15 protein-coding genes are annotated in these 13,855 nt (G+C 52.5%); all 15 read right to left on the bottom strand.

Annotated features, from left to right (window positions below; genetic code table 11):
* Positions 1-227 precede the first annotated feature (227 nt).
* Complete coding sequence (gene upp / locus DSM465_RS0108705; RefSeq protein ID WP_029761121.1) at positions 228-857, bottom strand: uracil phosphoribosyltransferase; 630 nt, start codon at positions 855-857, stop codon at positions 228-230.
* Between the two features lie 187 nt (positions 858-1,044).
* Positions 1,045-2,283 (bottom strand): serine hydroxymethyltransferase, encoded by a 1,239-nt coding sequence (glyA, locus tag DSM465_RS0108700; protein ID WP_008880703.1) that lies wholly within the window; start codon positions 2,281-2,283, stop codon positions 1,045-1,047.
* Between the two features lie 93 nt (positions 2,284-2,376).
* Positions 2,377-2,955, bottom strand: a complete 579-nt coding sequence (locus DSM465_RS0108695; RefSeq protein ID WP_029761120.1) for a TIGR01440 family protein — start codon at positions 2,953-2,955, stop codon at positions 2,377-2,379.
* 50 nt (positions 2,956-3,005) lie between these two features.
* Positions 3,006-3,452 carry a ribose 5-phosphate isomerase B gene (gene rpiB / locus DSM465_RS0108690; RefSeq protein WP_008880705.1) on the bottom strand — a complete coding sequence of 149 codons (447 nt, stop codon included), beginning with the start codon at positions 3,450-3,452 and terminating at the stop codon, positions 3,006-3,008.
* A 147-nt stretch (positions 3,453-3,599) separates the two neighbouring features.
* On the bottom strand, positions 3,600-4,889 hold the full coding sequence (locus DSM465_RS0108685) for a methyl-accepting chemotaxis protein (protein WP_008880706.1): 1,290 nt from the start codon (positions 4,887-4,889) through the stop codon (positions 3,600-3,602).
* A gap of 28 nt (positions 4,890-4,917) precedes the next feature.
* Positions 4,918-5,364: a low molecular weight protein arginine phosphatase gene (locus tag DSM465_RS0108680; RefSeq protein ID WP_008880707.1), complete on the bottom strand. Its 447-nt coding sequence runs from the start codon at positions 5,362-5,364 to the stop codon at positions 4,918-4,920.
* 137 nt (positions 5,365-5,501) lie between these two features.
* Complete coding sequence (locus DSM465_RS0108675; protein ID WP_008880708.1) at positions 5,502-6,053, bottom strand: manganese efflux pump MntP; 552 nt, start codon at positions 6,051-6,053, stop codon at positions 5,502-5,504.
* A gap of 230 nt (positions 6,054-6,283) precedes the next feature.
* A complete protein-coding gene (locus DSM465_RS0108670; RefSeq protein ID WP_011888406.1) occupies positions 6,284-7,321 on the bottom strand; it encodes an L-threonylcarbamoyladenylate synthase in 1,038 nt (345 codons plus the stop codon).
* 137 nt (positions 7,322-7,458) lie between these two features.
* Positions 7,459-8,397, bottom strand: a complete 939-nt coding sequence (spoIIR, locus tag DSM465_RS0108665) for a stage II sporulation protein R (protein WP_029761118.1) — start codon at positions 8,395-8,397, stop codon at positions 7,459-7,461.
* 35 nt (positions 8,398-8,432) lie between these two features.
* Positions 8,433-9,299, bottom strand: a complete 867-nt coding sequence (prmC, locus tag DSM465_RS0108660) for a peptide chain release factor N(5)-glutamine methyltransferase (protein WP_029761117.1) — start codon at positions 9,297-9,299, stop codon at positions 8,433-8,435.
* Positions 9,289-10,365: a peptide chain release factor 1 gene (prfA, locus tag DSM465_RS0108655; RefSeq protein ID WP_008880712.1), complete on the bottom strand. Its 1,077-nt coding sequence runs from the start codon at positions 10,363-10,365 to the stop codon at positions 9,289-9,291. The genes prmC and prfA overlap by 11 nt, the downstream gene beginning before the upstream one ends.
* Before the next feature lie 94 nt (positions 10,366-10,459).
* Positions 10,460-10,900, bottom strand: coding sequence for a hypothetical protein (locus tag DSM465_RS0108650; protein WP_008880713.1), 441 nt, complete (start codon positions 10,898-10,900; stop codon positions 10,460-10,462).
* A gap of 345 nt (positions 10,901-11,245) precedes the next feature.
* Positions 11,246-11,869 (bottom strand): thymidine kinase, encoded by a 624-nt coding sequence (locus DSM465_RS0108645; protein ID WP_029761116.1) that lies wholly within the window; start codon positions 11,867-11,869, stop codon positions 11,246-11,248.
* A gap of 164 nt (positions 11,870-12,033) precedes the next feature.
* Entirely contained in the window at positions 12,034-12,234 is a 201-nt protein-coding gene (rpmE, locus tag DSM465_RS0108640) for a 50S ribosomal protein L31 (protein WP_008880715.1), read from the bottom strand.
* A 255-nt stretch (positions 12,235-12,489) separates the two neighbouring features.
* Positions 12,490-13,764: a transcription termination factor Rho gene (rho, locus tag DSM465_RS0108635; protein WP_008880716.1), complete on the bottom strand. Its 1,275-nt coding sequence runs from the start codon at positions 13,762-13,764 to the stop codon at positions 12,490-12,492.
* Positions 13,765-13,855: the final 91 nt, after the last annotated feature.

The following is a 13,855-nucleotide window of genomic DNA, read 5'->3' as shown; positions in this document are numbered from 1 at the left end:
AATAATTTGTGACAATTTCTCATTTTCTTTTCACAAATATCACGTATAATGATATATTTTATTTTTATCTACTCTTTCTGCCTGACCTAGTTCTTGAAGCTCCCTGCATGGTAGGCGAAGCTGATAGTCGTCATAACCAAGAATGTTTCCATATGTAAAAAGGGTGTCCCGACCATTGCGGGCACCCTATTCTTCGTCGTATGCGTGGCGTCCTGTCTCATCGACTGTCATTTCGTTCCAAACAGTCGGTCACCAGCATCGCCAAGACCGGGGACTATATAGCCGTGGTCGTTCAGCCGCTCATCGAGGGCAGCGATGTAAATATCGACGTCCGGATGCGCCGTTTCAACCGCTTTGACCCCTTCCGGTGCCGCGATGAGGCACATGAACTTAATGCTTTTAGCCCCCCGCTTTTTCAATGCTTCGATCGCCGCCACCGCCGAGCCACCGGTCGCGAGCATCGGATCGACGATGATAAAATCACGTTCTTCGACATCGCTTGGCAATTTGACGTAATATTCTACTGGCTGGAGCGTTTCCGGATCGCGGTACAGGCCGACGTGGCCGACTTTTGCCGCCGGGATAAGCTTCAAGATGCCGTCAACCATGCCGATACCGGCGCGCAGAATCGGGATGACGCCAAGCTTTTTGCCGGCGATGACTTTCGCTTTCGCCCGGCTGACAGGAGTTTCGATCTCCACTTCCTCAAGCGGAAGGTCGCGCGTAATTTCAAACGCCATCAACGTCGCCACTTCTTCAACGAGTTCGCGAAACTCTTTTGTACCTGTATGCTTGTCGCGAATGTACGTCAGTTTATGCTGGATGAGCGGATGGTCAAATACATACACTTTTGCCATAGGTCATCTCCTCTTCCGTATGTATGCAGTACACTTCTATACATTCTACTGGAAAACGGGCGCCCGTTCAACCGTTGAAGCAAAGGAAAAGGCACACTGCCCAACCGATCATTGGCAGTGTGCCTTTATCATCGCGTGAGCGTAGGTAAGGGAGCGTTCGATTGTCCGGAACGCTCCCTTCGTTCCCTTAGTCTTGATAGAGCGGGAATTTTTCCGTTAAGGCAACGACGCGTTGGCGTGCTTCCTCGAGCGCCTGCTCGTTGTCGATGTTTTTCAGCACAAGACCGATAAGGGAAGCAATTTCATCCATTTCTTCCAAACCAAAACCGCGCGTCGTAACCGCGGCTGTACCGATGCGGATGCCGCTCGTGACAAACGGGCTTTCTGGATCATACGGAATTGTGTTTTTATTGACGGTAATGCCGACTTCATCCAACACTTTCTCCGCTGTTTTCCCTGTCAGCTGTTGCGGGCGCAAGTCAACAAGCAGCAAATGGTTGTCCGTGCCGCCGGAAACAAGAGTGAACCCTTCTTTTTGCAAGGCGGCTGCAAGGCGTTGAGCGTTGTCGATGATGCGCTTTGCGTATACTTTAAAGTCATCTTGCAGCGCCTCACCAAGTGCGACTGCTTTCGCGGCAATGACATGCATAAGCGGGCCGCCTTGAATGCCAGGGAAAATGGATTTGTCGATTTGTTTCGCAAACTGCTCTTGGCATAAAATCATTCCGCCGCGCGGGCCGCGCAATGTTTTATGCGTCGTCGTCGTGACAAAATGGGCATACGGCACTGGATTCGGATGAAGACCTGCCGCAACAAGACCGGCAATATGGGCCATATCAACCATTAAATAGGCGCCGACTTCATCAGCGATTTCCCGGAACTTGGCAAAATCGATGACACGCGGATAGGCACTTGCGCCGGCGACAATCAGCTTCGGCCGATGAAGGCGCGCTTTCTCGCGCACATCATCATAGTCAATGACATGCGTTTCCGGATCGACGCCGTATTCGACAAAGTTGTACTGAACCCCGCTGAAGTTGACCGGGCTGCCGTGCGTCAAATGCCCGCCGTGCGACAAGTTCATGCCAAGCACAGTATCGCCGGGCTTGAGGACGGTGAAATAGACAGCCATGTTCGCCTGTGCTCCGGAATGCGGTTGGACGTTCGCATGCTCTGCTCCGAACAATTGCTTCGCCCGTTCACGCGCCAAATCTTCGACTACGTCAACGTATTCGCAACCACCGTAATAGCGGCGACCTGGGTAGCCTTCCGCATACTTGTTCGTCATCACCGACCCTTGCGCTTCCATCACGGCGCGGCTGACAAAGTTTTCTGAGGCGATTAGCTCAATTTTTGCATGCTGCCGTTTCCGCTCTTGTTCGATGGCGGCGAACACTTGCGGATCTTGTTGTGGCAAGTAGTTCATCAATAGCTCCCCCTTACGCAAAATTCAGTGAATATTCGTTTTTATTTTATCAGCTTTCATCGGACAAATCCAAAGAAAAAGTGAATAAAATAACTAGAAAGTACAGGAATCATTCGGATTTTCCAATGAATAGACGGCACGGGCACCACCGATCAGCTTCGGTCGTGTTTTCGCCAACGTCACACACGCCGATCCGACATGCTTCACCGGAACGCGTACAGGGACGGCAACCGGCTTCAAATGCATGCCGATGAGCGTATGGCCGATGTCAATCCCCGCGTCAGCACGAATCACCTCGACGACGACCGGATCCATAAGATGTCGATAGGCGTAGGCGGCCATTGCTCCCCCCGCTTTCGGCACCGGAACGACGGAAACGACCTCGAGCCCGTGAGCGCGTGCTGTCTCCCGCTCAACGACAAGCGCCCGGTTTAAATGTTCACAGCATTGGAACGCCAGCTCAATGCCAACTTCTCGCCGCCACGCCTCAAGCTCGGCAAAAAGCATGGCAGCAACGTCCATCGATCCGGCCGTGCCGATCCGCTCGCCAAGCACTTCGCTCGTACTGCAGCCGATGACAACGATGTGACCGCAGCCAAGCTGCGCCTGTTCTTGAAACGCGTGCAAGATGGTTTGCCATTGCTGCCTCCATTCGGTCAATAGTGCGTCCATGGCCCTCCCCCTCATTAATACGCCGCGATTTTTATGAAACGATGCGTCTTTTACAAATGTTCGTTTTCGTAATCGGCAATTTTGCCGATCCGCCGCGCATGGCGGCCACCTTCGAATTCCGTCTCCAACCACGCTTTCGCGATTTCACGCGCCAAGCCAGGGCCGATCACGCGCTCGCCCATCGCGAGGATGTTGCTGTCGTTATGCATGCGTGTCAGTTTCGCGCTGTAAACATCATGACAAAGGGCGCAGCGCACCCCTTTTACTTTATTCGCTGCGATCGTCATGCCAATGCCGGTGCCACAAATTAAAATGCCGCGATCAAACTCGCCGCGCGCCACTTTTTCAGCGACCGGGAGCGCGTAATCCGGGTAATCGACCGACGTTTCACAGTCGCAGCCAAAGTCTGTATATTCGATGCCCATTTCATCAAGAAGTGCTTTAATTTCTTCACGAATGCGAATTCCACCGTGGTCGGAAGCAATTGCTACTTTCAAGTTCGTTCGTCTCCTTTCTGCTCGCCTCGCTCCCCGCTTTTTGGAGCGAGCGCTTCATCGATACAGTTACCTTATTATGCTAGATCGTGTGCGGTTCGTTTGTTTCCGCCAGTGAAGTCGACAGCATGTCTGAGTGCACCGGTCATTTTAGTCGGCGCGAAAACGGGCGACTGCCGCCTGCAGCTGTTCCGCCTGTTCGACAAGCTCGTTCGCCAGTTTGTGCACATTGCTGACTGCTTCTGTCTGTGCTTCGGTCGCCGCCGCGACTTCGAGCGCACCAGCGGATGTCTGCTCAGCGATCGCCGCCACTTCTTGCGTCTGTGCCGCCACCCGCTCCATGTGCCTCATTTGGCTTTTCGCCAGCTCAGCGATATCATGGACGGCGCGAATCACTTCACCCGCTGAAGATACCATAGCGGCAATGGCCTCATTCGTCTGCTTGCCTCTGACCGCCTCAGCGTTGGCGGTGGCGGCCTGCTTATCCATTTGCATGGCCACCCGGGCAACCTCGTTTTGAATATTGTTGACCAATTCCGCAATTTGTTTCACTGCCGTAGCGCTTTCATCAGCTAGTTTGCGCACTTCTTCGGCCACGACCGCAAAGCCCCGGCCATGTTCACCGGCACGGGCGGCTTCAATCGAAGCATTGAGTGCTAGCAAGTTCGTTTGCTCAGCCATATCGGCAACAAGCAATGTAATGTTTCCGATTTGATGGGCATGTCTCTCAAGCTGTTTGACAGCGGCCCTTGACAGTTCTTGATCGTCGGCCAGCTGCCCGATGCCATTGATGAGCGAATGAGTGATATCTTGGCTTGTCTTGAGCGTTTCTGCCATCTCATGTACGGACTGTTCCGCACGTTCCGCCGTTTCTTGTACCCGTATGGCAATGGCGAGCACATCTTCAGCGGCCTCAGCCGCTTCTTGAATCGCTTCCGCTGAAGCGGTTGCCCCTTTGGAAATATCATCAATCGTCGCCGCAATATCGCGAGCGCGGTTTGCCGCTGTTTCAGATGCTTGGCTCATTTCCGATGTCTTCTCATTTGTACGTGCTGTATTTTCTTCAATGTTAGTGATCACGATGCGCAGATGATGAAGCATGTGGTTAAAAGCGACAGCAAGCGAACGAATTTCATCATTGGATGAAGGAAGCGGAACGTCTTCTTCAATGTGCCCGCTAGCCGCCTTAGTGGCCGCTTCCTCGAGATGTTGCAGCGGCTTCGTAATCCAGCCAGCGGCGACATAGGCGAGCACTCCTGACCAAAAAATGCCGAGCAGCAATACAACAATCGTGAAGACGCTTTTGTTGAATGATGCAAACCACCAATCATACAGCACGTACAAGTACAAGGCGCTCGTCGAATATGTAATAATTGCTAGCACTGTTGTAAAGACGACAAGCTTCAGACGCAAGCCAAACGAACGGCGTTTTCCCCCCATTGTTTTCCCCCTCATTAACCACGTGATATTATTGTTTCTCTTGCAATTTTTCCGCCAGGCGGTCAATAAGCGCCGCTAACTCATCGCGAGCTGCCCGGTACACCTCAACCGAGCCGCCGAACGGGTCGGCGATGTCACCGTCTGTTCCTGAAGCGAACTGTTTTAACGTAAATGTTTTATCTTTCGCCTCCGGAAAACGTCCGACGATCATCTCTTTATGTCCGGACGTCATCGCCAGCACGTGCGTTGCCCAGTCAATATGTTCTTTTTTTAATAGCGAAGAACGGTGGGACGCGTCAATCCCCTTTTCTTTCAATACCGTTTTCGCATGGGTGGACGCTTCGCTTCCTTCCGCAGCGAATACACCGGCCGATTTCACCTCGACACCGGGCAGCTGCTTGCTCTCAAGAAGCGCGGCGGCCATCGGGCTCCGGCACGTATTGCCGGTGCAGACGAACAAAATGCGGTACGGCATGACAACCACCTCTTCAACAATGGCTTACCATAACAATGGCTTATCAACAATATACCATAGGGAAAAGAACAAAAAAAAGCGGGCAGTCCACTTTTTCCCACTGAAATGAAAAGGTTGGCACCACCTGCCCTGATTCTTTACGAAAAAAGCAGCTTCAGCCCGAACACAAGCAAAATGCTGCCGCCAAGCGCCTCACTGTACGAACCGAGCCATTGCCGAAAATGTCGGCCCACCAGCAGCCCGATCCAAGTCAAGACCGTGCTGAACAAACCGAACAGGAGGATCGTCGCCATCGTCCGTGCCCCGAAAATGCCAAGGCTTAGCCCGACCGAAAAGCTGTCGAGGCTGACGCTGAATGCAAAAAAAAGCAGCCCCGCCCCGTGCGGCAAGAATGAAGTCCCTTCCTCCTGCTGAAAGGATGTGACGATCATTTGCCCGCCAAGCCATAATAGCAACACCCCGCCCGCATATGTAGCGATGCTACCGAACTCGCGCGACAAAAAGCGGCCGACTGCCATACCGACAAGCGGCATGAAAATATGAAATAAGCCGATCGTAAGCCCAATATAAAAAATTTGCCGAAGCCGAAGACGCAACAATCCCATTCCTAAGGCAACCGAAAATGCGTCCATGCCTAGCGCAAGCGCCATCAGCGACAGCGCGATCATTTCGCCGATTAACGCGCCCATTCCCTTCCCTCCCGGACTAGCCTTACTGCTAACATATGCACGTCCAGCATCGTTTAGAAGCAAACGAGTGATAGAGGAGAAGCGAGGCGATTTCATATGCAAGAGTGAAAAAAGAGGGTGTCTCCAAACCAATGAGACACCCTCGCTTATCTTTCACATCGAACGGACTCGTCACTCTATACAGTTAGCTCCTTCACTTTTTTGGGGGGCTGCGTTCCGCTTTTGTTTCGCTATTCGCTAATGACGCGCCCACCGGCCGCTTTACGCAGCCGATTCATGATCGCAGCGCCGATCCCCTCCTCCGGAAACGCCTCGCTGTAAATGAGGTTAACGCCTGTCTCATCAAACTGACGCAGCACATCGTACAGGCGTTGGGCCACCGTTTCCAAATCGCGACGCGCTCCACATGCCAACACGACATCGGCGACATAACGGTTTTTGTTTTCTTCAGTCGTCAGCACGCCGACAGTTTTTCCTTCCGCCCGGCTTTCATCAACAAGCCGCTGCAAAAACGACGGTGGGCCAGCGGCGATCCAAAGCGGTGCTTTCGGCGCATAATGCGTATATTTCATTCCTGGCGCTTTCGGCGCTGTCTGTTCATCTCCGGCAGCCTCTTCAACGCGGCCGATCACTTCACTGAGCGCCTCTTTCGTCACCCCGCCCGGGCGCAAAATCGTCGGCACCTCTCCGCTGCAATCGAGCACAGTCGATTCAACGCCGACACCCGTTGGCCCGCCATCAATCACTCCGGCAATGCGCCCGTTCAAATCAGCGAGCACGTGGGCGGCCGTCGTCGGGCTTGGCCTTCCTGACCGGTTGGCGCTCGGGGCGGCAAGCGCTAAGCCGCTCGCTTCGATCAAGGCAAGCGCCAGTGGATGATCCGGCATGCGCACCGCCACGGTCGAAAGACCAGCTGTCACCCGTTCAGACACCGCTCCGTCCCGTTTCGGCAACACTAAGGTGAGCGGGCCCGGCCAAAACCGCTCCATTAACGTTTTCGCGACCGGCGGGATCGATGCAGCGATCGATTCAACTTGCGCGAGGCTGGCGACGTGGACGATGAGCGGATTGTCGCTCGGCCGTCCTTTGGCGGCAAAAATTTTTTCCACCGCTGTCGTATTAGCCGCATCTGCTCCCAATCCGTACACCGTTTCCGTTGGAAATGCGATCACTTCTCCGGTCCGCAACCATTCGGCAGCCTCTTGTATTTGTGGATAAATTTGCTGTTTATCAACAATATTATCCACAACCCAAACATGCGTTTTCAATCGTTTCACCTTCTCTATCGCCTTGGAGATGGCGGATTTGCTCAGAAGTACCGAACTAGCTCTCGTCGGTTACCCACATTTATACACAAATTGTGAATAAATCTGTTGTTTTTGTGGATAACATTGTGGATATGAGCCTATGGAATAAGGTGGGCAAGCAACTCTTTGAAGAAGAATTTCACTTCGATCCGCTGCTCCGACTCAGCCATGACGACGGGGGAAGCATTTCCGCTATCCATTTGTTTCTCTTCACTCGCGTCTTCGCCGATGTCAATCGCAGCAAGGCTCGTGTCATCCACAGCTCGATTTCCATCACTCACGCTCGTGCTCACACTATCCTCATTGATTTCCTCAGCCACTGTGTGACGTTCAGTCTCCTCACCTATGGCTATCGCGATGCTCTCATCTTCTTGTCCGTCCGGCTGTGCCGCTTCTTTTTTACTCCGCTTTTCTTTCATAGGCGCGTCGGCCTCGGTTGGTGCAGGTTTGTCTGCCTCGTTCTCGTTTGCCGGCATCTCTTTCTCTCTCATCATCACAGCGTCACCGTTGGAAAAATCGAGAAAACAAAGCGGCGGAAACAAGACACACCACCAGTTTGCCCCTTTTCCTGCCCCGAGCGTAATAAGAACCGCATCGTACGTGCCGGCTGGATAAACGTAATTACCGTACACTTTCGTCGGAAAGCGAACCGAACCGAACTCCACCTTGTACGACTGATTGCTTTGCTCATCACGGAGCACACGAGCGACCGTCTGCTCGATGTCCGGCAAGTGGGAGCGAATGACACGCTTCGCTTCTTCGAACGACGTCAGTTCGGCCACCCATTCGTTAATTTGCGCGTTCACCGCATCGCGCACTTTTCGCTTCAATTCTTGGTCAGCAACGTTATCGCTGTTCGCCAAAATGCGCAGGCGAATCGCCTCGTTGGGAACCATGACCGTCGCGTTTGCCCCCGCATCCGTCTGCTGACCGTATAGATGAACGAGGACGCCTGTTATTAATAGAATGATATATAAACATACAGCGATGGAATTTCCCCTGATCACCATTATCGGCACCGTCCTTTCAACATTCATTGTGGACGGCGCCGCCTCATTTTAAACCTATGAATCTAATTTTTTCTTGTCATATAGACCATTCGGTCTTTGCCATTCAAGTCAAAAGCCACTTCGATCTCAGCCTCAGGAAACGCCGCCGCTAAGAGTGAGGCGACCGCTTCTCCTTGTCCGGCGCCGACTTCAAACGCGGCAAGCGCTGGAGTACCGAGCACAAGCGGCAAGTCGCGAGCGAAGCGGCGGTAAAAATCAAGCCCGTCACGACCGCCAAAAAGCGCCGTGTGCGGCTCATAGTCTTTCACGACCGGAGAGAGTGTAGCAGCATCAGTCTCGGGAATGTACGGCGGATTTGAAACGACAACATCGACTGTCTGCCCTTGCTCAATGAGCGGCTGCAATAAGTCACCGCGCAAAAACGAAATGCGAGCCCCAAGCCGCTCGGCATTTTCCCGGGCGACTGTGAGCGCTTCTTCGGAAATATCAGTCGCGGTCACTGAAAGCGTGCGATTCTCAAGCGCCAACGTCACGGCAATCGCCCCGCTGCCAGTGCCTACATCGACGACATCAATCCGCTCCCGTCCCTCAAACAGACGAGGAAGACGCTCTAAGACACCAAGCACAAGCTCTTCTGTCTCCGGTCGCGGGATTAACACATGGCAGTTTACAAGGAACCGTCGGCCGTAAAACCATTCATGGCCGATCAAATATTGAATCGGCACATGGTCTACGGCATGGCGGCGCACATCGGCTGCGAATCGTTCATACACCGTTTCCTCAACCGGCTCACGCCAACGGGCGAACAACCCGGCTCTGTCAGTGCCCAAATGGTGACACAATAGCCACTCGGCCGCCCGCTCTTCCTTTCCATGAGCATGCAAAAAAGAAGAAGCCCAGGTGAGGACCTCATGTACGTTACGACGCATCGTTCGCTTGCTCCAGTTTTTTCGACTGGTCGTCTAAAATGAGCGCCTCGATAATTTCATCGAGCTGCCCGTCTAACACGAGGTCAAGCTTTTGAATCGTCAACCCGATACGGTGGTCAGTGACGCGGTTTTGCGGGAAGTTGTACGTGCGGATGCGCTCTGAGCGATCGCCGGTGCCGACTGCTTGCTTACGCGTTTGGTCATACTCGGCGCGCGCTTCTTGCTGGTATTTGTCGTAAATGCGGGCGCGCAACACTTTCATCGCTTTTTCTTTGTTTTTAATTTGCGATTTTTCGTCTTGGCAAGTAACGACAATGCCGGTCGGAATATGGGTGAGGCGTACGGCTGACATCGTCGTGTTCACGCTTTGTCCCCCTGGCCCGCTCGAGGCGTACGTATCGACGCGAATGTCTTTTTCATGAATTTCGACTTCGACTTCTTCCATTTCCGGCAAGCAGGCGACCGTTGCCGTCGATGTATGGATGCGTCCGCCTGATTCCGTTTCCGGGACGCGTTGGACGCGATGAGCGCCGTTTTCAAACTTCAGCTTCGAATACGCCCCTTTCCCATTGACCATAAAGATGATTTCTTTATAGCCGCCAAGACCTGTTGGGCTTGCTTCGATCACTTCCGTTTTCCACCCTTGCGACTCCGCATAGCGCGTATACATCCGGTACAAGTCGCCGGCAAACAGCGCGGCTTCCTCGCCACCGGCGGCGGCACGAATTTCCATAATGACGTTTTTCTCATCATTCGGATCTTTCGGCAAAAGCAACACTTTCAACTTCTCAACGAGCGCTTCTTCCCGTTCTTCGAGCTCATCAATTTCCTCTTTCACCATCTCGCGCAGCTCTGGCTCAAGTTTTTCTTCCAGCATAGCCTTCGCTTCCGCGAGCTGACTGCGAACGGACTTGTATTCACGGTACGTTTGCACCGTTTCAGTCAAATCAGCCTGCTCTTTCGAATAATCGCGCAACTTTTTCGGGTCGTTGATAACGGCTGGATCCATCAAAAGCTCGTTTAATTTTTCATATCGTTGTTCAACAGCTTCTAACCGATCAAACACAGCATTCACCTCTGTTTTTCAGCACAGTCTAATTTTAAATTATATCATGAAACAAAACCAAACAAAAACCCCCGCTTTTCGTAAGCGGGAGCGTTTAATTCAAGCGTACGATGATTTCGTACGTCGGAATCGCTTTTGTCAGCAGTTCATCGATGCGGCTCGCCTCACGCTGCCGCTCTTTGGCAGACAACGTGTCAGGCACGTTGACTGTCACATACATATTGTCGCCGTGAAACCAAATGGAGTTGACGCGGTAATCGGTATACCGCTCAATGAGTTGCACTGCTTTACGCGTATTAACGCGCTGGTTTTCACTTCCTTCGGCCAAACTAATGAAGTTCGGGTTTTGCCGCGTTTTTTCCGGGTCGTCAAAGTTGTTGTACAAGTCGCGATCCGCATCCGTTTTCGGCCGGCCATCCGTCATGAGCTGCGTACCATTTTTATCTTCGCTTTGCTGGCGGTAAGACGATTGATCTGGATTTAACGAGCAGGCAGAAAGCAACAAGGCAAATCCTAACAACCAAATGCGTTTCATTGTTTTCGCCTCCCTGCTGTTAGGATGCCCGTGACAAGTCATAATATTTATCCTCTCCGAACGAGAGAACCCCACGTTCAAATGAAGCGAACGTGGGGTAAGACCAATCCATCGTTTACGAGCAGCTGTGTCGTTTGTTCATAATATCCAGCAGAGTGGCGATGGAAACAGCCGGAGTGCGCCGTGTCATCGCTACTGATTGACGCATTCGGTGAACAAACGGCTTGAGATGTTTGGCATATCGCCATCTTTTTCCATTACTTATCAGCACTTTTGCCAGCCATGAAGGCTTCGAGCACATGCTGGTGCAGCGCGTTAATTTCCTGTATTTCCAACCGAATCCCTTCACTCACTGGCGCGTTCAGCAAACGGATGATCATGCTGCTTTTGTGGTTTGCCCGGCACCTCGTGGTGATGGCGGCAACGCGGTTCGTACGCTTCACTCGCGCCGACAAGAATGATCGGATCGTCATAAGAGGCGGGCGCACCGTTAATGAGCCGTTGCGTCCGGCTAGCCGGGGAGCCGCAAACAGTGCAGACCGCTTGTAGTTTCGTCACCGATTCGGCGATGGCCATGAGCGCCGGTACCGGCCCGAACGGTTCGCCGCGGAAGTCTTGATCCAACCCGGCGGCGATGACGCGATAGCCACGATCCGCGAGCGTTTGCACGACATCAATAATGTCATCAGAAAAAAACTGTACTTCATCAATGGCAACAACATCGGTGGTAGCGGAAATATAACGAAACAGTTCTGCCGGCGTTGCGACCGGGATGGCGATCACTGAATTCCCGTTGTGCGACACGACCGCATCTTCACTGTAGCGGTTGTCAATCGTCGGTTTGAACACTTTCACTTCCTGTTTGGCAAACTGGGCGCGGCGGATGCGGCGGATCAGTTCTTCCGATTTGCCGGAAAACATGCTGCCGCAAATGACTTCCAGCCAACCGGACTGCGTCATCACATACATCGGGGGCCTCTCCTTTCGCTCAACACTGTCGTCGAAAAACGGGCCAATCCTGCCGGCTGGGACTGAAACGGCCAGCAGGATAGCCCCTATGAGCGGCAGTTCGTCCATCTGCCCTCACGAAAAAGCAGGCAAGCGGTGCGCGCTTGCCTGCTTTCGTTCTCTTTTTACTTAAGGCCGTATTTTTTATTGAATTTATCGACGCGGCCCGCTGCCGAAACGAATTTTTGTTTGCCCGTAAAGAACGGATGGCATTCCGAGCAAATCTCGACGCGCAGCTCGTCTTTGACCGAACCGCTTTCGAACTCGTTTCCGCATGCGCAGCGGACGATCACTTTTTTGTACGCTGGATGGATCCCTTGTTTCATCGTTTTCATCTCCTTCCGCCCTGTATCTCATCGAAACAGAGTTATTCGTTCGTGCGGGCTCGATGCCCAAGGCACTTCCGCCTCTATGGCGAAGCACCACGCATGGAACGACCGAGGCCTCATGAGAACAGCCCGGCCGGTACAGACGGTTCATCGTGTGAACACATAAGCGTTATCTAAAACACACATGTTAAGATTATAACAGCTTTTCCGCTGATTTGCAACGGGCGATTTACGGCAAGTTCCACCAGCCGTTTAGATACGGATTGGACCGCCGCTTCTCCATTCTTGGTCGAGCAAAGCGAAAAATTCTTCATTCGACTTCGTGCGGCGCAGCTTGTTTAAAAACCGTTCGATAAAGTCCGGGGAATCAGCCATAGTTTTCCGGATCGCCCACAGTTTGTCCAAATGTTCTTTCGGAATGAGGAGCTCCTCTTTACGCGTGCCAGAACGACGAATGTCGATCGCTGGGAAGATGCGGCGCTCAGCAAGCGACCGGTCGAGATGGAGTTCCATATTGCCAGTGCCTTTAAATTCTTCGTAAATGACATCGTCCATACGCGAGCCGGTATCCACTAAGGCGGTCGCCAAAATCGTTAAGCTGCCGCCTTCTTCGATGTTGCGGGCCGCGCCAAAAAACCGTTTCGGACGATGAAACGCAGCTGGGTCGATCCCGCCGGAGAGCGTGCGGCCGCTCGGTGGAATGACTAAGTTGTACGCCCGGGCCAAACGGGTGATGCTGTCCATTAAAATGACGACATCGCGCTTATGCTCGACCAAACGCATCGCCCGCTCCAAGACGAGTTCGGCCACTTTAATATGGTTTTCCGGCACTTCGTCAAACGTCGAGCTGACAACGTCCCCTTGCACGGACCGCTCGATATCGGTCACTTCTTCTGGCCGTTCGTCAATCAGGAGGACGATCAGCTCGACATCTGGATGGTTAGCAGTAATGCTGTTGGCGATTTCTTTGAGTAGCATTGTTTTCCCTGCTTTTGGCGGAGCGACGATCAGCCCGCGCTGGCCAAAGCCGACTGGAGCGATGAGGTCGATGATGCGGGTCGACAGCTTGTCCGGCGTTGTCTCCAGCTTCATTTGCCGATTCGGATATAAAGGGGTTAACGCCGGAAAATGGACGCGCTCTTTAGCGATTTCTGGGTCTTCCCCGTTGACCGCTTCCACGTGGAGCAAGCCGAAATAACGCTCATTTTCTTTTGGCTTCCGCACTTTGCCGGATACTTTATCCCCGTTGCGCAAATCAAAACGGCGAATTTGGGAAGCGGAAATGTAAATGTCTTCCGAACTCGGGGAATAGTTGATCGGACGCAAAAAACCAAATCCTTCCGACGGAATGATTTCGAGGACGCCTTCCATGAAAAAGAGGCCGTCTTGTTCGGCACGCGCTTTCAAAATAGCAAAAATAAGCTCTTTTTTTGTCAATTTGCTGTAATACGAAATTTTATATTGTCTAGCGAGCTCATACAGCTCTTTTAACTTCATGTTTTCTAAAGCTGCTAACGTTAATTCCATCTTGACACCACACTTTGCAAAGTTTCCTATTCTCCCATCGTTCTTGTTTGGACATATTTGTCATCAATTCAACAGGCGAAGGGATCATTCG

It is taken from the genome of Geobacillus thermodenitrificans subsp. thermodenitrificans DSM 465 (genome assembly GCF_000496575.1).
GTDB lineage: Bacteria > Bacillota > Bacilli > Bacillales > Anoxybacillaceae > Geobacillus > Geobacillus thermodenitrificans.
Note: the sequence above shows the minus strand (reverse complement) of the source record. Positions and strands in the feature narration are given on the sequence as shown.

Bases quoted from the DNA above. Each gene is read 5' to 3' on its own strand.
- DSM465_RS0108675 (WP_008880708.1), bottom strand. From the start codon at position 6,053: ATGGGCGCGTTAATCGGCGAAATGATCGCGCTGTCGCTGATGGCGCTT.
- DSM465_RS0108680 (WP_008880707.1), bottom strand. From the start codon at position 5,364: ATGCCGTACCGCATTTTGTTCGTCTGCACCGGCAATACGTGCCGGAGC.
- DSM465_RS0108695 (WP_029761120.1), bottom strand. From the start codon at position 2,955: ATGGACGCACTATTGACCGAATGGAGGCAGCAATGGCAAACCATCTTG.
- upp (WP_029761121.1), bottom strand. From the start codon at position 857: ATGGCAAAAGTGTATGTATTTGACCATCCGCTCATCCAGCATAAACTG.
- DSM465_RS0108685 (WP_008880706.1), bottom strand. From the start codon at position 4,889: ATGGGGGGAAAACGCCGTTCGTTTGGCTTGCGTCTGAAGCTTGTCGTC.
- glyA (WP_008880703.1), bottom strand. From the start codon at position 2,283: ATGAACTACTTGCCACAACAAGATCCGCAAGTGTTCGCCGCCATCGAA.
- prmC (WP_029761117.1), bottom strand. From the start codon at position 9,299: ATGCGTCGTAACGTACATGAGGTCCTCACCTGGGCTTCTTCTTTTTTG.
- DSM465_RS0108650 (WP_008880713.1), bottom strand. From the start codon at position 10,900: ATGAAACGCATTTGGTTGTTAGGATTTGCCTTGTTGCTTTCTGCCTGC.
- rho (WP_008880716.1), bottom strand. From the start codon at position 13,764: ATGGAATTAACGTTAGCAGCTTTAGAAAACATGAAGTTAAAAGAGCTG.
- spoIIR (WP_029761118.1), bottom strand. From the start codon at position 8,397: ATGAATGTTGAAAGGACGGTGCCGATAATGGTGATCAGGGGAAATTCC.
- DSM465_RS0108645 (WP_029761116.1), bottom strand. From the start codon at position 11,869: ATGTATGTGATGACGCAGTCCGGTTGGCTGGAAGTCATTTGCGGCAGC.
- rpmE (WP_008880715.1), bottom strand. From the start codon at position 12,234: ATGAAACAAGGGATCCATCCAGCGTACAAAAAAGTGATCGTCCGCTGC.